We start from the raw sequence: 16,597 nt of genomic DNA, 5'->3' as shown, positions 1-16,597 counted from the left end.
CGGACTGGACTCGGCGCATGGACTGCAAACGAGTGCGGGCTATCATGGGCGGGTCCGTCCAGCTGAATCGAGCCGAACGGGAGCTACCAAATCGTGACACGGCACCTCGTGGTCGGGGCCTTCAGCCCGTCCGTCCTGCTGCGCGTCAGCCGGCGTACCGGCCTGCTCGCCGAGCACGACCTGGACGTGGAGGAAAGGCCCGTCCCCTCGTCGCCCGCGCAGTTCCGCGCGCTGATCGACGGCGAACTCGACGTGGCCCTCACCAGCCCCGACAACGTGGTCGCCTATCGCTTCGACCCCGGCAACCCGCTCCGCGAGACCGCCGACGTCCGCATCGTCTCGGCCATCGACCGCGGCCTCGGCCTCGGCGTCTACGCCCGGCCCGGCATCGAGTCCGCGGCCGATCTGAAGGGCGCGATCGTCGGCGTCGACGTGCCGGGCTCCGGCTTCGCCTTCGGCCTGTACGCGCTGCTCGAGTCCCTCGGCCTCGACCGCGGCGACTACGAGATCGCCACCCTCGGCTCCACGCCTCGCCGCCTGGAGGCCATGCTGGCGGGCGGCTGCGACGCGACCATGCTCAACGCGGGCAACGAGTTGCGGGCGGAGGCGGCCGGGTCGGTCCGGCTCGGACGGCTCGTCGACGTCTGCCGGCCGTACCTCGGCACGGTGGTCAGCGTCGCGGGCGACCGCAAGCGGCCGCTCGCCGATGCGCTCGCCGCCGTCCTCCTCGAGACCGCCCGCGAGATCCGGGCCGGCCACGCCGACCAGGTGACCGTGGACGAGGCCGTGGAGGCCCTGCGGCTGCCCGAGGCCCTGGCGGTGCGCTACCTCGAACGGCTCAAGGACCCCGAAGAGGGCCTGGTCGCCGACGGCGTCGCCGACCTCGAGTCGATGGAGACGATCGTCGGGCTGCGCCGCAGGTACATGCCGGCGCTCGTGGACGGGACCGACGTGCTCGCCGCCGCCCTCGACCCCTCGGGGGGCCTGATCGACCCGCCTGCTGCGACGGGGCGATGACCGAGCTCGCCACCCGGGAACGGTCGCCGCGGCTGCTGCAGTCCGTCTCCTTCGTCAGCACACTCGACCGGTTCTCCATGCCGCCGATGCTGATCGCGATGGCCCGCGGCCTCGGGGCGCCGCTGGCCGAGGTGGTCAACGCCGCCGGTGTCTACTTCCTGCTGTACGGGCTCATGCAGCCCGTGTGGGGGATGATCTCCGATCGGCTCGGCCTGGTCAGGACCATGCGGCTCGCGCTGCTGCTCGCGGCGGTCTGCTCGACCGCGGCGGCGTTCACCCAGTCGGCGCTCAGCCTCGGCGTGGCCAGGGGACTGGCGGGCGCGTGCTTCAGCGCCGCGGTCCCCGCGAGCCTGATCTACGTCGGCGACACGGTCCCCGCCCAGCGGCGGCAGCGGGCGGTCACCGCCCTCATGACGGGCGTGGCGCTGGGCACGGCCGTCGCCTCGACGGGTGCGGGGGCGCTGGCCCAGTTCTCGACCTGGCGGCTCACGTTCGTCCTCACCGGGGCGGCCTCGCTGCTGCTCGTCATCGCGCTCGGACGGCTTCCACGCCCGGAGCTCGTCCGCTCGCACACCGGTGTGCTCGCCCCTCTGGTGGCCGTCGCCCGTTCGGGCCCGGCCCGGCTGGTGCTGACCCTGGCGTTCGTCGAGGGAGCCGTCCTTCTCGGTTCGCTGACACTGCTCCCACCGGCCGTCGAGGCCGCCGGCGTGAGTGCTTCCGTCGCCGGTGCCGTCACCGCCGTGTACGGTGTTGCCGTACTGGGGTTCGCCCGTGTGGTGGGGGCGTTGTCGCGCCGCACGCACGCGTCCCGGCTCATCGCACTCGGAGCGCTCGCCGCCGCGGCCGCATGCGGGCTGACCGCCCTGTCCCGCTCGCCGGGCATGGCACTGGTCGCCGCCGGCCTGCTCGGCCTCGCCTGGGCCTCGATGCACTCGTCGTTGCAGACCTGGGCGACGGAGGTGTTGCCGGACGCTCGTGCGACGGTCGTGTCGGCCTTCGCCGGGGCGTTGTTCCTCGGCAGCGCCGTCGCGGCGGTGCTCGTCGGGGGCCTCGCGGAGAGCCACAGGTACACGGAGATCTTCGGCCTGGCGGCGGCTCTCGCCGTACCGCTGGGCCTGTTCGCCACGCTGGGACGCAAGCGATGGATCCGACCTGAAGGAGAACCCGGTCGATGAGACCCAACCAGCCTTCGTTAACCCCTGCCGGGGAGGTCAAGCGGGCTCAGCCCCCCACGCTCAGGGACGTCGCCGAGGCGGCGGGGGTGCACGCCGCCACCGCCTCACGCGCCCTGAACCCGAGCACGCGCCGCCTCGTCAGCGCCGAGACGGCCAGACGTGTGATCAAGGCGGCCAAGACGCTCGGCTACCAGCCCAATCCCATCGCGCGGAGCCTGAAGACCGCCAAGTCGAGCACGGTCGGGTTGGTCATCCCCGACCTGACCAACCCGCTGTTCCCGCCGATCGTCCGGGGGATCGAGGACGTCCTCGAGGCGGAGGGCTTCAGCGCCTGGATCGTCAACACCGACAACGACCCCGAGCGGGAGCGGGCGCGCATCGACTCCCTGCGTTCCCGCCAGGTCGAGGGCCTCATCATCGCGACCGCGCGGGTCGACCACCCGTTCCTCGAGGCGCTGCACGAGCAGGGCGTCAAGATGGTGCTCGTCAACCGGCGGGTCGAGAACCTCGAGGTCCCGTGCGTGACGGCCGACGACGCCACGGGCATCGCCCTCGCCGTCCGGCACCTGGCCGAGCTGGGACACCGGCGGATCGCCCACCTCGCCGGCCCGCACAGCACCTCGACGGGGGTGGTCAGGTCCAGGGCGTTCCGGCACGCCATCCGCGACCACGGACTGGAGGACGACCCCTCCCTCACCGTCGAGTGCGCCCACTGGAACGAGGCCGACGGGGCCACAGCGATGCGCGAACTGCTCGACCGCGACAACCGGTTCACCGCCGTCGTCGCCGGAAACGACCTGATCGCGCTCGGCTGCTACGACGTGTTCGCCGAGCGGGGGATCTCCTGCCCGGACGAGATGAGCGTGGTCGGCTTCAACGACATGCCCTTCATCGACAAGCTGCGCCCGCCGCTGACGACGGTGGGGGTGCCGCACCACGACATCGGCGCCGAGGCCGCCCGGATGCTGCTCGACTGCATTGAGGAACCCGACCGGCGTCCGAGGTCGCTGCTCCTCCCCGTGACATTGGTGGTCCGCGACTCCACCGCCCCCCCTTCCGCCCGCCCTTCCTCGTGATCATGCACAAGTTCGGGCGCAGGTGCTCTGACCTGCGCCCCCCTCGCGCGTGATCATGCACGGGTTCGGGCGCGTCACGGCTGAGCTGGTCGTATGCCGTGCGTGATCATGCGCAGATTCGCGAGGAGGGCGTCCGACCTGCGGATCCTTGCTTCGTGATCATGCAGGCGGAGAGCGTTCTTCGCCGCGCGAAGCTGACCGTCCTTCGTGCGGTGACGCTAATGCGATGAAACATGGCGTTTTTATGGATCTGCTACTTTTGTCCGCCCGATATCCGCCTTGGGTATCTCGCGACGTGAAAGCGGTGTGGTCCCCTCATGAGTGACATCGGCGTGGACGGCCTGGCCGACGGCGCGGCGAAGGCGCTCCTGCTGGCCTTCGAGCGTTTGCTTACGGTCGGCCTGGGGGTGGACAGCCCGCGAGGGGAACACGGCACCCTTCTGATCACGTCCGGCATTCCCCTGCCCCATCTGAACGGCGTGTTCACTGACAGTCGCGAGCCCGACGTCGACGAGGTGGCCGAGTTCGCCCACCGGATGACGGAGAGTGCCGTCCCGTGGAGCATCCAGGTGCGCGGCGAGCCCACACCGGAGCTCGTCGAGGTGGCCACGCGTTTCGGGCTCACCCATCGCATGCGGCTTCCGCTCATGGCGATGCCGGCGGCGCCGGTGACGTTCACCTCGGACGGCCACGCGGTCCGGACCGTAGACGGGAAGGAGCACGAGCTCTACCGCGACGTTCTCGCCGCCGGCTTCGAGGCTCCCGTGGACATCATGGCGGCGCTGGCCCAGCCGGAGATCCTGGACATGCCGGGCGCGACGGCGTACCTCGTCGAAGCGGACGGAGAACCGGTCTCAACGGGATTCGGCATCCTCGTGGGGGACCACATCGGGGTGTTCAACATCTCGACCCCGCCGGGCCATCGGCGCCGTGGGTACGGCAGGACCGCCACCGAGGCGGTGCTGCGGGACGGGTACGCCGCCGGCGCGCGCGTGGCGTTCCTCCAGGCCAGCTCCGATGGCCTGCCCCTCTACGAACTGCTCGGTTTCCGCGTCGTCGAGACGTGGACCTACCTCCAGCGCGGCTGAGTTTCCAGCTCCCGGGCCGATCGGGGCGTCGTGCCCGGGCCTGCCGTACGGTCACGCGTGCATGATCACGCCTGCCGTACGTGCAGGTGGGGGCGGGTTTCCGCGAAGGTGTGCATGATCACGCCTGCTGTACGGGGCAGGTGGGGGCGGGTTTCCGCGAAGGTGTGCATGATCACGCGGGGGGTGGGGGCAGGTCAGGGGTGGTCCGCGCGAGCCTGTGCATGATCACGCGGAAGGGGGTGGGGTGGCATTGACAGGCAATCCGGTGGGGGTCATTCTGCTCGGGCCGGGCAAATCGTTTTGCGAAAGCCACTGACAACCACGGGAAAGGGGAACGCATGACCGACCAACCGCGTCGCGTTCTGGTGACCGGCGCGGCCGGCAGGCTGGGGCGGGCGGTGCTCGACCTGCTCGCCGCGCGGGGCGTGCCCGCCACCGCGCTCGACCTGCGGGACCCGGGAGGCTTGCCCGCCGACCGCGTGGTGACCGCCGACGCGGGCGACACCGCGGCCGTGCGCGAGGCGCTCGACGGGGTGGACGCGGTGGTGCACCTCGCGGCGATCCCCGCACCCAGCCTCGGCACCCCGGAGGAGGTTTTCTGCGGCAACACGAGGGCGACCTTCGTCGTCCTCGAGGAGGCGGGCGCGTCGGGGGTGCGCAGGGCGGTGATCGCGAGCAGTTTCTCTGTGCTCGGCCTGCCCTGGGCCTCGACGCTGCGGCACCCCGCATACGTGCCGGTCGACGAGTCCCTTCCCCTGCAGAACGAGGATCCGTACGGGCTGTCCAAGCAGGTCGACGAGGCGACGGCGGAGATGATGGCCCGCCGGTACGGGATGTCCGTGGCGGCCCTCCGCTTTCCTTTGCTCGGCGGTCCCGGCGACAAGTTCGACAAGGCGGTCGCCCGGTACGCCGAGGATCCGGGCTCGGGCGCCAAGGAGTTGTGGACCTACCTCGACACCCGTGACGCCGCCTCGGCCTGCTGGCTGGGCGTGACCCGTCCCTTCGACGGATACCACGCGGTCTTCGTCACCGCGCCCACCACCCTGGCGTCTCACCCGACGGAGGAACTCGTCGAACGGTTCCACCCCGGATCCGAGCGGCGTGCGCCCATGCCCGGCCGCTCCGCGCCCGTCGACCTCGGGGTGGCCGAGCGCCTGCTGGGCTTCTCCGCCCGGCACCCCTATCCCGTCGCCGTCCCGGACGAACGGGAGGCTGAGGCTTCCTGAGGACTTTTTCAGTGAGCATAAGGAGTCATCGACTGTAAGATCCGGGACATGTCCCCCGAAGGCCGATCCGTCGCGCGTCGCGAACGGAAGAAGGCGCAGACCCGCGACGCGATCGTCGCGGCGGCCTTCGGGCTGTTCGCCGAACGTGGATTCGACGCGGTGACCGTGGCCGAGATCGCCGACGCGGCGGACGTCTCGGCGAAGACGGTCTTCAACCATTTCGCGGCCAAGGAGCAGTTGTTCTTCGAGGACGAGCCGCTGCTGCGCGGAGAGCCGGGCGCGCTGGTCGCGGGCCGCGTGCCCGGCGCGACCGTCACGGAGGCGATCGAGGGCCTGCTGCACGGCCCCGCCGACACGGACACCGACACTGACACCGCCTCCCTCGACCGTGTCCCCGTCACCCGTGACCACGCGAGCTGGGCGCGCGTCTACGCGGACAGCCCCGCCCTGCGCGCATACGCCCGGACCTTGTTCTCCGGATGGGAGGCCGGGCTGGCCGGGGCGATCGAGGCCGAGTTCGGCGCACGCCCGGGCGCGCCTTCCCCCGCGGTCGTGGCGGCGGTCGTCCTCGCCGCCGTCCGCGAGGTCTGGGAGTCGACCCTGGCGGCCGTCGCCGGAGGCGTCCCGGACGGCGAGGCGGTCGCGGAGGGGAGAGGGCGCCTCGCCGCGGCCCTGGTCACCCTCGCGCCGGTCATGCCCGGCGGGAAGGCCGTCGTTCCCGGGCAGCCGGATTCCAGGCCCGGCCCGGCCGTCTCCGGCGAGGCGCCCGCGGTACCCGCGCAGGGATCCGCCGCATCCGAGGCCGCATCCGGGTCCGCATTCGGGGCCGCTCCCGGGCTCGCTCCCGCGCCCCGGGCGCCCCGTGGGGAACGGCCCAGCATCACCCGCGTGGCCGAGCTGGCCGGGGTGAGCGCGACCACCGTGTCCCACACGCTGAACGGGCGCAGGCCCGTCGCCGACTCGACCAGGCGGCGCGTGCTCGACGCGATCGAACGGCTCGGCTACCGCCCCAACGTCCTCGCCCGTGGCCTGCGGACCAGCAGGAGCCAGACGATCGGGCTGGTCATCCCCGACATCACCAACCCGTTCTATCCGGCGCTCGCCCGCGGCCTGCAGGACGTCCTGGGGCCGGCGGGCTACGACGAGATCATCAGCAACACCGACGGCGACCGCGGCATGGAGCGGGCGGCGATCGAGCAGATGATCGCCAGGCAGGTCGACGGACTGGCCTTCGCGGTGTTCCACACGCACGCCGAGGATCTGCTGCCCGCCATCGAGGCGGGCATCCCGGTGGTACGGCTCGGCGGCCGCCTCGTCCAGGAGGGCGTCGACGTGGTGCACAGCGACGACGAGGGCGGGGCCGCCGAGGCCGCCCGCTACCTGCTGGAACGCGGCTACCGCAGGATCGGGTTCGTCTGCGGGCCGGAGGCCGAGGGGCCCGCGGCAGAGAGGGTCGCCGGCTACCGCGCCGCGCTGACGGAGGCGGGGGCGCCCGCCGACCCCCGTCTCGTGGTGCACACGCACTTCAGCAGGGTGGGGGGAAGGGACGGCGCCGCCGCGCTGCTCGACCTGCCCGAGCCTCCCGACGCGGTGTTGTGCGCCAACGACATCATGGCGATCGGCGCCCTGGAGACGGCGGCCCGTCGCGGCCTGCATGTGCCCGGCGACCTGGCCGTCATGGGGTTCGACGACATCGAGGCCGCGGGTCTCATCTCGCCCGGTCTCACCACGATGGCCAACCCCGCGCGCGAGATCGGCCAGGCGTGCGCGCGGCTGCTCCTCGACCGGCTGTCGGGGCAGGCAGGCGGATATCGCGAAGTGGTCATCCCCGCCAGGCTCGTCCGGCGTCAGTCCGCCTGACCCGCCCGCGGCGTCCTGCCCGGGGCGCGCACACACTCTTGACAGGCCCTGTGTTGCGTGTAGATTTCGGGATCAATCTTAACGATTTGCGCGAAGAACCAGCCCGGTAGAAGGGCCAGGCCGGTGCCTTCCGCGTCCCGCCGGCACGCGTGATCGACCCCCCAGGCCAGTGACGAGAGGACGCCGATGTCAGCCCGTGCAAAACGTCGAAACTCCGTGATCGCCGCGATGCTCGTGACGATCCTGTGCGCTCTGTGGGCGCAGCCCGTGCCCGCGGCCGAGGCCGCGAAGCTCTCGACCAAGGTCCAGCTCTTCTACTACCCGTGGTACGGCAACACCGAGATCGGCGAGTGGCGGCACTGGCAGCAGGGCGGCCACACCCCGCCCGCGGACATCGGCGCCGACCTCTACCCCAAGCTCGGCGCCTACGACTCCGGCGACGTCAGGGGAGCGGTCGCCCAGCACATGAAGTGGATCCAGCGCAGCGGCGCGGGCGTCATCGTCTACAGCTGGTGGGGCCGGGGCAGCTACGAGGACCGCATGGCCAGGGGAGTGCTCGACGCCGCCGCCAAGAGGGGCGTCAAGGTGGCCTGGCACATCGAGCCGTACGAAGGCCGAACCGCTGAGTCGGTCGTCGCCGACATCGCCTACCTCAACGAGACCTACGGCGGCCACCCGGCCTACTTCCGCGCACCCGACCAGGGCAGACGCCCGGTCTTCTACATCTTCTGGAGCCTGCAGATCGCAGACTGGACGGCTCTCGACCAGGTCAACGGGGACAACGTCATCCTGGCGCAGACGACGGACACCTCCAAGATCGCGCACTTCTCCGGGATGTACACCTACGACGGCATCGCCGGCGCCACGGCACCCGGCTGGAAGGAGGCGGGCGCCTACGCCAAGGAGCACGGCCTGATCTGGGCGCCCTCGGTGGCCCCCGGCTACGTCGACGACCGCGCGGTGCCCGGCAACACCACTCCCACGCTCGGCCGGGACGGCGGAGCCACCTACGACAAGGAGTGGTCCAACGCCCTCGACCCCGTGATCGGCGGCGACCCCACGTGGGTGTCGGTCACCTCGTTCAACGAGTGGCACGAGGGCAGCTCCATCGAGCCCGCCGCCAGCAATCCGCCGGCGGGCTTCGGCTACCAGACCTTCGCCGGCGCGTACGGCAAGCGGGGCAAGGCGGCCGAGACGGCCTACCTCGATCGGACGAAGTACTGGGTCAAGGCGTTCGAGAAGCGGCGCTAGCCGTACGCGAGCAGAAGGAGAGACGTGATGAGTTCAGTGCGGAAGCGGGCGCTCGGCGCGGCCGTGGCGCTCGTCGTCGGCGTGGTCGTGGCGGGCTGCGGGGGCGGGGCGGGAGAGCAGCAGCAGAGCGGCGAGCAGACGCTGAAGATGTGGACGTTCAAGAAGTCGCACGCCGACGCGCTCAACAAGGTCGCCGCCCAGTTCAAGAGCGAGACCGGCATCACCGTGAGCGTGGAGGCGGTAACACCGGACGACGTGTTCGTCAGCAAGGTGCAGAGCGCGGCGCAGACCAACGGCCTGCCCGACGTCCTTGAGGTGCACGCGGGCGGCGAGGACCTCGAGATGGGCGCCTCGGGCCTGCTGCAGGACCTGCAGGGCGACGTCGGCGACGCGTGGAAGCAGCGGCTGCTGCCCACCACCCGGGAGAGCGGGGTGATGACCCAGCAGCGGATCGACGACGCCGCGAGCGACTCGCCGTTCAAGAGCGCCAAGGCGGGCCAGCGCTTCAGCGTGGGCTTCACCGCGGGGGCGTTCGGCATCGTCTACGCCAACAAGGACAAACTGCAGGCGGCCGGCCTCGATCCGAACACGCCGCCGAAGACCTGGGAGGAGTTCCTCGACGCGCTGAAGGCGACCACCGGCAAGGACGCCCAGCAGGGCGGCCTGTCCCTCGGGCTCAAGGTGAGTCAGACCGGTTACAACTGGATCTATCAGCCGCTCGCGCACTCCTACCTGGGCAAGGACCGCTTCCAGGCGTTGTTCGCCAAGGGAGCCGCGCAGGGCTTCGCCTCCCCCGACGGGGTCAAGACCCTCGACGTCTACAGCAAGCTCACGCCGTACTGGATGCCGGGGAGCACCACGCTCGGCATCGACGAGGCGGACATCGCCTTCGCCCAGGGCAAGTCGGCGTTCGACGTCGGCGGGACCTTCACGCTGGCGTTCCTCGCGCAGAACGGCATGTCGCCCGACAAGGTGCTCACCTTCCCCATCCCGCCGTCGTCCGAGGGCGTGAACAAGGAGATCTCGATGTCCCCGCTGGCTTTGACGGGGCTCGGGGTAACGGCCACCACGCAGAACCGAGCGGCCGCGGTCAAGTGGATCGACTGGCTCACCTCGCCCAAGGGCGCGGGCGCCGTCGCCAAGGAGTCCCTCGACCTGCCGGCGACCGATCTCGGCGCCGACGCCGAGGCGCTGCTGGGCGCCGACCTCGCCGCGCTGCAGAAGTACTTCACCGGCTCGCCGGAGAGCGCCTACGACGCCGCGGACGTCGCCTTCTTCCCCTCGGACTACGACCAGGTCAAGCCGGGTGACCTGATGGTCAGGCTGACGCCGCTTCAGGAGGTGTCACCGCAGCAGGCGGGAACCGAGCTCGACAAGATCATGGGATCCATGTGGAAGGCGACCGAGTGAGCTCGCTCGCTGTGCGGGACCACCCCGGACGGCTCATGGACGAGCCGTCCGGGGGGCGGTCCCCCCGCCGCTGGCCGGGCTGGCTGACCGGATGGGCCTTCGTGCTCCCCGCGATCGCGCTGTTCGCGGTCATGGGGGTCTACACGATCGGCAGCGGCCTGGCCCTCAGCTTCGCCAAGTGGAACGGCTTCACGCCGACGTGGAACTGGGTCGGGATCCAGAACTACCTCGATCTGCTCTACGCCGACCCGGTGCTGGCGCCGGAGCTGCGCCGGGCCGGGTGGAACACCCTGCAGGTCATGATCTTGGCGCCGCTGCTCACCGTGGCCATCTCGCTGCCGCTCGCCGTCGCGCTCAACTCGATCCGGCGGCTGCGCGCCGTGCTGCGCTCGGTCTACTTCCTGCCCTATGTCACCACCGGGGTCGCGATCTACTTCGCGTGGCGGTACGTCCTCGAGCCCGACGGCGCGATCAACACGCTCCTGCGCTCCCTCGGCCTCGGCACGCTCGCCCAGCCGCAGGGTTTCCTCGGCAACCCCGACACCGCGCTGCCCACGCTGATCCTGATCCTGGTCTGGTCGAGCGTCCCGGTGGCGACGCTGCTCTACCTGAGCGGGCTCCAGGCCGTCGACCCCAACCTGTTCGAGGCCGCGCAGATCGACGGGGCCGCGCCCCGCCACGTCCTGCGCCGGATCATCTGGCCCCTGCTGCGGCCCATCACCGCCGCCATCGTCCTGCTCGGCGTGCGCGACACGCTGCACGGTTTCCAGATCTTCCTGGTCATGACGCGGGGCGGCCCTGGCGGGCACACCGACGTGCTGGCGCTGATGGCCTACCGGCTGTCGTTCTTCAAGGGGCTGGCCCAGACCCTCGGCCTGGCCAGCGCCCTCGGCTGGCTGCTGTTCGCCGCGGCCGTCCTGCTGACCCTGGCGAACGCCCGCATGTTGCGGAGGGTCCGGTGACCGGGCGGCGCGTGGTCAGGGCGGTCGTCTTCGCCGCCCTGTTCGTGTACGCGCTGATCAGCCTGTATCCCTTCCTGTGGATGGTCTCGGGTGCCTTCAAGAGCAGGAGCGAGATCCTCGAGGGGCGTTTCCTGCCCCGCGACTTCACCCTCGACACGCTCACGCAGACCTGGGGACGGCTGCACTTCTTCGACTACTTCCTCAACAGCCTCAAGGTCACCGGGCTGACCGTGCTCGGCGTCCTGGTGGTCTACAGCCTCGCGTCCTACGCGTTCGCCGTGCTCGACTTCCCCGGCAGGCGGATCCTCTACTGGTTCTTCGTGGCGCTGCTGTTCGTGCCGGGCATCACGATGCTGCTGCCGGTGGTGATCCTGGAGAAGCAGCTCGGGGTGCTCGGCACGCACATCGGCCTCGTGCTGCCCTTCGTGAACGGCACCGCGCCGCTGACGGTGCTCCTGCTCACCAACGCGTACGGCTCCATCCCCAGGGAGATGCGCGAGGCCGCCCGCTCGGACGGCGCGAGCGAGGCTCGCATCTTCTGGTCGGTGTACCTGCCGCTGTCCAGGCCCGCCCACGTGACGGTCGCCGTCCTGACGGCGGTGCCGACCTGGAACGAGTACGTCCTGACCCGGGTGTCGATCTCCGATCCGTCGCGCTACACCCTGCCGCTGGGCCTGGAGTCCCTGATCTCCAGCGAGGTGCCCAGGTACAACGAGGTGATGGCCGCCTCGCTGATCATCGTGATCCCGGTCATCGTGCTGTTCCTCTTCCTCCAGCGCTACTTCGTCAACGGCCTGGTGGGGGCGCTCAAGGGCTGACCGGCGGTGTGAGCGGGGTAGACCATGTGCAGGATCCGCCGAGGAGCAGCGGGGAGCGCACATGGGACTCGCGGGAGCACGCGTGCTCGTCACGGGCGCGTCGTCGGGCATCGGCGCGGCGACCGCCCTGGCCCTGGCCCGACGGCGCGCCCACCTCGTCCTGGCCGGCCGCGACGGGGACAGGCTGGCCGAGGTCGCGGCACGCACGGGCGGGGAGGTCGTGGTGGCCGATCTGCCTGGCGGCGCGGCCGGCCTCGCCGCGGCGGCCGGGCCGGTCGACGTGCTGGTCAGCAACGCGGGGGAGGGGTGGTGCGGGCCGTTCACGCAGATGCCGGAAGAGGCGGTCGAGCGCCTCGTCGGCGTCAACCTGGCGGCTCCGGTCCACCTGACCCGCCTGTTGCTGCCCGCCATGATCGAGCGCGGCCGTGGGCATCTCGTCTTCGTCGCCTCGATCGCCGGAGCGGTGGGCGTGGCCGAGGAGGCGGTGTACTCAGCGACGAAGGCCGGGCTCATGGCCTTCGCCGAGGCGCTCAGGTACGAACTGCGCGGTCTCGGGGACTCCCGCTCCGGGGACGGTTCCGCAGCGCCGCGCATCGGGGTGACCGTCGTGGTGCCCGGGGTGGTGGACACGCCGTTCTTCGCCCGGCGGGGCGTGCCGTACGGACGGCGCCGCCCCGCGCCGATCCCGCCGGAGCGGGTCGCGCGCGCGGTCGTCGCGGCGGTGGAGCGCGGGCGGGCCGAATGCTACGTCCCCGGCTGGCTCCGCCTGCCCGCCCGGCTGCGGGGAGCCTCGCCCGGGCCCTTCCGGATGCTCGCGGGACGGACGGCGATGCGGGGACGGCCGGTCAGTCGCCGCGAAGCGCCCGAATCGACTCCTTGAGCGAGCCGAGCGTGGCGAAGACCGCCGTGGGTTCGTAGCCGCAGTGCGCCATGCAGTTCGCGCACCGGTCGTCGCGGCCCCGGCCGTAGGACTCCCAGTCCGTCTCCTCGACCAGCTCACGGTAGGTCTGGGCGTAGCCGTCCGACATGAGGTAACAGGGCCGCTGCCAGCCGAACAGCGAGTACGACGGGATGGCCCACGCCGTGCACGGGAAGTCGGTCTTCCCCTCGAGGAAGTCGAGGAACAACGGCGTGTGGTTGAACCGCCACCTGCGGCGGTTGCCGTCGGCGAACGCCTTGCGGAACAGCTCCCTGGTCTCGCGCACGCCGAGGAAGCAGTCCTGGTCGGGAGCCTTCTCGTACGCGTAGCCCGGTGAGATCATCATCTGGTCGACGTGCAGGTCGTCGTTGAGGTAGTCGAGCACGTCGACGATGGTCCGCGGGCTGTCGGTGTTGAAGAACGTCGTGTTGGTGGTGACGCGGAACCCGCGGCGCTGGCATTCGCGCACGGCCGCGACGGCCTCGTCGAACACGCCCTCCTTGCAGACGGACGCGTCGTGCCGTTCGCGCAGCCCGTCGATGTGCACCGTCCACGCGAAGTACTCCGACGGCGTGAACTGGTCGATCTTCTTGGGGATCAGCAGCGCGTTGGTGCAGAGGTACACGTACTTCTTGCGGTCGACCAGTTCGTCCACGAGCTCCCCGATCTGGGGATGCATGAGCGGCTCGCCGCCCGCGATCGACACCATGGGCGCGCCGCACTCCTCGATCGCGGCGACCGCCTGCTCGACCGGCATGCGCTGCTTCAGCACGTCGGCAGGATGCTGGATCTTGCCGCAGCCCGCGCAGGAGAGGTTGCAGGCGAACAGCGGCTCGAGCTCGACCAGCAGCGGGAACTTCCGGCGCCCGCGCAGCTTCTGGCTCAGGATGTAGCCGCTGACGCGCAGGCTCTGACGGATCGGCATCGGCATCAGGGCCAGGCCTCCTCGGGTAGGGCGGTCGTCTCCGCCCGCCGCCTCTCGACCGTGAGCGGGCCGAGTCCTTCCAACGCCGTGAGTACGGCGGCCACGAGCGCGGGCGGTCCGCCCGTCAGCCGGATCGTCCGGGCGCCCGCGAGCCAGCCGAGCGCGACCTCCTCCGGCGCGCCGACGGCCCGCAGGCCTCCGGGCTCGGGCGCCTCGGACCGCAGGGGATGCGGCGGGCCGGCGTCCGGTCTGACCAGGAGGGTGAGGTCGGGCACCGGACGGGCGCCGCCGTTCACCTGACCCGCGGGAGAGCCCAGGAGCACGTGCCGGGCTCCGGCGGCCGCGGCCCAGAGCGCCAGGACGGGACCGAGCTTCGTCAGGACCCGGCGGGCGGCCAGGCCGCCGGCGAGGGTCGAAGGGCGGAGCAGGGGCCTCGACGGCGTGTCGACGATCACCCGCACCACCGCGAACGGCAGGCCGGCGCGGGCGGCGGCCACCGGGCCGCTCTCCATGTCGGCCGCGCGCGCCCGATCCTCACCGGGGCCCGCGTGTGCCTCCGCCCGCGCCCTCCCCGTGACGACGTGCGGCGTCGTGACGAGGGGGCCGGTCTGTACGGCAAGGCCCGCGCGGGCCAGGTCCCCGGCGATGAGCGGAGCCGACGGACAGGGCCACGCCTGCCCGTCGTATCGGACCTCGGTCGCCACGAACACCTCGCCCGGGCGGAGCCCGTCGTCGAGGGCGCCCGCGAAGCCGGTGACGGCCACGGGCACGCCGGGCGGCAGTCCCGCCGCGGCCCGTTCCGCGCGGCGGGGCCCCATCCCGAGCCTGACCACCTCGCCGCGGCCGCCGGGAAGGCCGCCGCGGACCGCCCGGGCCTCGATCCCGAGCGCCACGCAGACGAGCGGCCCGGTCATGACGGTCTCACCCGCACGAGCCCGCCGTCCCTTTCTGCGTGTCCTTCCCCGTGTCCTCCGCCGTGTCCTTCCCCGTGCCGGACCTCGTGGTGTCCGCGGCGCAGGTATCGGCCGAGCGCGCTGACCGGGAAGACGAGCCGGTAGAGGTGGTAGTTGATGTAGAAGTCGCCGGGGAAGCCGGTCCCGGTGAAGAAGTCCTCGTCCCAGGTGCCGTCGGAGCGCTGGTTGTCCACCAGCCAGCCCACCCCCCGGTCCACGACGGGACCGGACTCGCCCGCGGCCAGCAGGCCGATCAGGGCCCACGCCGTCTGGGAGGGCGTCGACGCGCCGCGCCCGATCCAGGCGGGGTCGTCGTAGGAGCGCAGGTCCTCGCCCCATCCGCCGTCGCCGTTCTGGTGGCGTTCCAGCCACGAGACCGCCCGTCGCACGCAGGCCGCGTCCTGTCGTACGCCGCCTGCGACGAGGGCGGGCAGCACGGCGCCGGTCCCGTAGACATGGTTGGCGCCCCAGCGGCCGAACCACGAACCGTCCGGCTCCTGCGCCTTCAGCAACCACAGGACGGCCCGGCGGACGACGGCCGAACCGGCGCGGCCCTCGGCGGCCAGCGCCTCGACGACGTGGGCGGTGACGTCGGCCGACGGAGGGTCGATGACGGCGCCGAAGTCGCAGAAGGGCAGCCGCTTGCACAGCTCACGGGTGTTGTCGGCGTCGAAGGCGGCGAACCCGCCGTCTCTGGACGCCATGCCCGCCATCCAGCGCATGCCCCGGTCGATGGCCGGGCGGGCGTCCGGGTGGGACGTACGGCCCAGCGCGAGGATGACCTCGGCCGTGTCGTCGGTGTCCGGGTAACCGTCGTTGTCGAACTCGAACGCCCAGCCGCCCGGCGCGAGCGACGGCCGGCGCACCGCCCAGTCACCGGGTCCCCTGACCTCCTCGGCGAGCAGCCAGTCGGCGCCGCAGGACACGGCGGGATGGTCGCCGGGCAGCCCGGCGTCGAGCAGGGCGTTCATCGCGAGCGCGGTGTCCCACACCGGCGACTGGCAGGCCTCGAGCCTGCGGCCGGTCTCGTCGCGGATCGTGAAGCGGTCGAGTCCCCTGAGGCCCTTGTCCATCACCGGATGGTCGAGCCCGTAGCCGCACAGGTCGAGGGCCATCAGCGAGTAGACCCAGGGCGGCTGGATCCCGCCCCACGAACCGTCGAGCTCCTGCCGCGCCACGATCCAGTCGGCGGCGCGCCGGATCGCCGCCTGCCTGAGGCCCGGGATCGGGCGCCGCTGGTAGCGGTGGAGGACCCCGTCGAGCGCGGTGAACACGGCGTCCCAGCCGCCGCGGGGCCGCCGCGGCGCGGGACGGCCGGTGCGCAGTTCGGCGAGGTCGACCGGGAGCGGCCGTACCGGCCGGCGGGCGCTCACGATGGTCAGCGGCACGATCGTCTGCCGGGCCCAGCACGCCCAGTCGTAGACGTTCAGGGGGAACCACGAGGGCAGGAACATCAGCTCCGGAGGAAGGACCGGCAGGTCGTCCCACGACCACTGTCCGGCCGTCGCCAGCCAGATGCGGGTGAAGACCCGGCTGTTCTCGATCCCGCCCGCCTGCCGTACGAACTCGGCGGCCGCCTTCATGTGCCGCGCGTCGGCGGGGTCGCCCGCGAGGCGCAGGGCGGCGTAGGCCTCGATGGTGGTGGACAGGTCGCCGGGGCCGCCGTGGAAGTTGGCCCACGTGCCGTCGTCCCGCTGCTGGGAGCGGATCCAGCGGGCGGCCTCCGCCGTCTCCTCCTCCGTGCGGATGCCGAGGAAGTGGCGCAACAGCAGGTCCTCGGCGTCCATGGTCACGTTGGTCTGCAGCTCGCCCTTCCACCATCCCTCCGGCGACTGGAGGCCAAGCAGGTGGTCGCGGGCCGCGTCGAGGGCGCGTTCCGCGCGGGACGCCGGCGGTGCGGCGGGAGCCGTGGTCATG

At 71.7% G+C, this 16,597-nt stretch carries 14 protein-coding genes; 11 read left to right on the top strand and 3 right to left on the bottom strand.

Annotated features, from left to right (window positions below; translation table 11 throughout):
• Window positions 1–93 precede the first annotated feature (93 nt).
• The 11 genes from Pka01_RS05410 (at window position 94) to Pka01_RS05360 (ending at window position 12,763) form a co-directional block, all read left to right on the top strand.
• Window positions 94–1,017 carry an ABC transporter substrate-binding protein gene (locus Pka01_RS05410; RefSeq protein ID WP_203881472.1) on the top strand — a complete coding sequence of 308 codons (924 nt, stop codon included), beginning with the start codon at window positions 94–96 and terminating at the stop codon, window positions 1,015–1,017.
• Window positions 1,014–2,192, top strand: a complete 1,179-nt coding sequence (locus Pka01_RS05405) for an MFS transporter (protein WP_203881471.1) — start codon at window positions 1,014–1,016, stop codon at window positions 2,190–2,192. Before Pka01_RS05410 ends, Pka01_RS05405 begins: the two co-directional genes overlap by 4 nt.
• Complete coding sequence (locus tag Pka01_RS05400; RefSeq protein WP_203881470.1) at window positions 2,189–3,268, top strand: LacI family DNA-binding transcriptional regulator; 1,080 nt, start codon at window positions 2,189–2,191, stop codon at window positions 3,266–3,268. The genes Pka01_RS05405 and Pka01_RS05400 overlap by 4 nt, the downstream gene beginning before the upstream one ends.
• A 317-nt stretch (window positions 3,269–3,585) precedes the next feature.
• Window positions 3,586–4,356, top strand: a complete 771-nt coding sequence (locus Pka01_RS05395) for a GNAT family N-acetyltransferase (protein ID WP_203881469.1) — start codon at window positions 3,586–3,588, stop codon at window positions 4,354–4,356.
• A 338-nt stretch (window positions 4,357–4,694) separates the two neighbouring features.
• The gene (locus tag Pka01_RS05390) at window positions 4,695–5,582 is read left to right on the top strand and encodes an NAD-dependent epimerase/dehydratase family protein (RefSeq protein WP_203881468.1); all 888 of its coding nucleotides are present in this window, start codon (window positions 4,695–4,697) and stop codon (window positions 5,580–5,582) included.
• Between the two features lie 48 nt (window positions 5,583–5,630).
• Window positions 5,631–7,442 (top strand): substrate-binding domain-containing protein, encoded by a 1,812-nt coding sequence (locus Pka01_RS05385; RefSeq protein ID WP_203881467.1) that lies wholly within the window; start codon window positions 5,631–5,633, stop codon window positions 7,440–7,442.
• A 228-nt stretch (window positions 7,443–7,670) separates the two neighbouring features.
• Window positions 7,671–8,693, top strand: coding sequence for a glycoside hydrolase family 99 protein (locus Pka01_RS05380; RefSeq protein ID WP_203881466.1), 1,023 nt, complete (start codon window positions 7,671–7,673; stop codon window positions 8,691–8,693).
• A gap of 27 nt (window positions 8,694–8,720) precedes the next feature.
• Complete coding sequence (locus tag Pka01_RS05375) at window positions 8,721–10,103, top strand: ABC transporter substrate-binding protein (RefSeq protein WP_203881465.1); 1,383 nt, start codon at window positions 8,721–8,723, stop codon at window positions 10,101–10,103.
• Window positions 10,100–11,065: a carbohydrate ABC transporter permease gene (locus tag Pka01_RS05370; protein ID WP_203881464.1), complete on the top strand. Its 966-nt coding sequence runs from the start codon at window positions 10,100–10,102 to the stop codon at window positions 11,063–11,065. The genes Pka01_RS05375 and Pka01_RS05370 overlap by 4 nt, the downstream gene beginning before the upstream one ends.
• Window positions 11,062–11,883, top strand: coding sequence for a carbohydrate ABC transporter permease (locus Pka01_RS05365; RefSeq protein ID WP_203881463.1), 822 nt, complete (start codon window positions 11,062–11,064; stop codon window positions 11,881–11,883). Before Pka01_RS05370 ends, Pka01_RS05365 begins: the two co-directional genes overlap by 4 nt.
• A 61-nt stretch (window positions 11,884–11,944) precedes the next feature.
• A complete protein-coding gene (locus Pka01_RS05360) occupies window positions 11,945–12,763 on the top strand; it encodes an SDR family NAD(P)-dependent oxidoreductase (RefSeq protein WP_203881462.1) in 819 nt (272 codons plus the stop codon).
• Here the strand turns inward: Pka01_RS05360 and hpnH are convergent.
• Genes hpnH through shc form a run of 3 tightly spaced genes read right to left on the bottom strand, consistent with a single transcriptional unit; the run spans window position 12,729 to window position 16,596 of the window.
• Window positions 12,729–13,733, bottom strand: coding sequence for an adenosyl-hopene transferase HpnH (gene hpnH / locus Pka01_RS05355; protein WP_203881461.1), 1,005 nt, complete (start codon window positions 13,731–13,733; stop codon window positions 12,729–12,731). The genes Pka01_RS05360 and hpnH overlap by 35 nt on opposite strands.
• Window positions 13,733–14,641, bottom strand: coding sequence for a phosphorylase family protein (locus tag Pka01_RS05350; protein ID WP_203881460.1), 909 nt, complete (start codon window positions 14,639–14,641; stop codon window positions 13,733–13,735). The genes hpnH and Pka01_RS05350 overlap by 1 nt, the downstream gene beginning before the upstream one ends.
• A complete protein-coding gene (shc, locus tag Pka01_RS05345; protein ID WP_203881459.1) occupies window positions 14,638–16,596 on the bottom strand; it encodes a squalene--hopene cyclase in 1,959 nt (652 codons plus the stop codon). Before shc ends, Pka01_RS05350 begins: the two co-directional genes overlap by 4 nt.
• Window position 16,597 lies beyond the last annotated feature (1 nt).

The sequence above is a fragment of the Planotetraspora kaengkrachanensis genome (genome assembly GCF_016862895.1).
In the GTDB taxonomy this organism is placed as follows: Bacteria; Actinomycetota; Actinomycetes; order Streptosporangiales; family Streptosporangiaceae; genus Planotetraspora; species Planotetraspora kaengkrachanensis.
This window is presented reverse-complemented; position numbering and strand designations above follow the sequence as displayed.

Bases quoted from the DNA above. Each gene is read 5' to 3' on its own strand.
- Pka01_RS05405 (WP_203881471.1), top strand. From the start codon at position 1,014: ATGACCGAGCTCGCCACCCGGGAACGGTCGCCGCGGCTGCTGCAGTCC.
- Pka01_RS05400 (WP_203881470.1), top strand. From the start codon at position 2,189: ATGAGACCCAACCAGCCTTCGTTAACCCCTGCCGGGGAGGTCAAGCGG.
- Pka01_RS05395 (WP_203881469.1), top strand. From the start codon at position 3,586: ATGAGTGACATCGGCGTGGACGGCCTGGCCGACGGCGCGGCGAAGGCG.
- Pka01_RS05390 (WP_203881468.1), top strand. From the start codon at position 4,695: ATGACCGACCAACCGCGTCGCGTTCTGGTGACCGGCGCGGCCGGCAGG.
- Pka01_RS05385 (WP_203881467.1), top strand. From the start codon at position 5,631: ATGTCCCCCGAAGGCCGATCCGTCGCGCGTCGCGAACGGAAGAAGGCG.
- Pka01_RS05380 (WP_203881466.1), top strand. From the start codon at position 7,671: ATGCTCGTGACGATCCTGTGCGCTCTGTGGGCGCAGCCCGTGCCCGCG.
- Pka01_RS05375 (WP_203881465.1), top strand. From the start codon at position 8,721: ATGAGTTCAGTGCGGAAGCGGGCGCTCGGCGCGGCCGTGGCGCTCGTC.
- Pka01_RS05360 (WP_203881462.1), top strand. From the start codon at position 11,945: ATGGGACTCGCGGGAGCACGCGTGCTCGTCACGGGCGCGTCGTCGGGC.
- hpnH (WP_203881461.1), bottom strand. From the start codon at position 13,733: ATGCCGATGCCGATCCGTCAGAGCCTGCGCGTCAGCGGCTACATCCTG.
- Pka01_RS05350 (WP_203881460.1), bottom strand. From the start codon at position 14,641: ATGACCGGGCCGCTCGTCTGCGTGGCGCTCGGGATCGAGGCCCGGGCG.
- shc (WP_203881459.1), bottom strand. From the start codon at position 16,596: ATGACCACGGCTCCCGCCGCACCGCCGGCGTCCCGCGCGGAACGCGCC.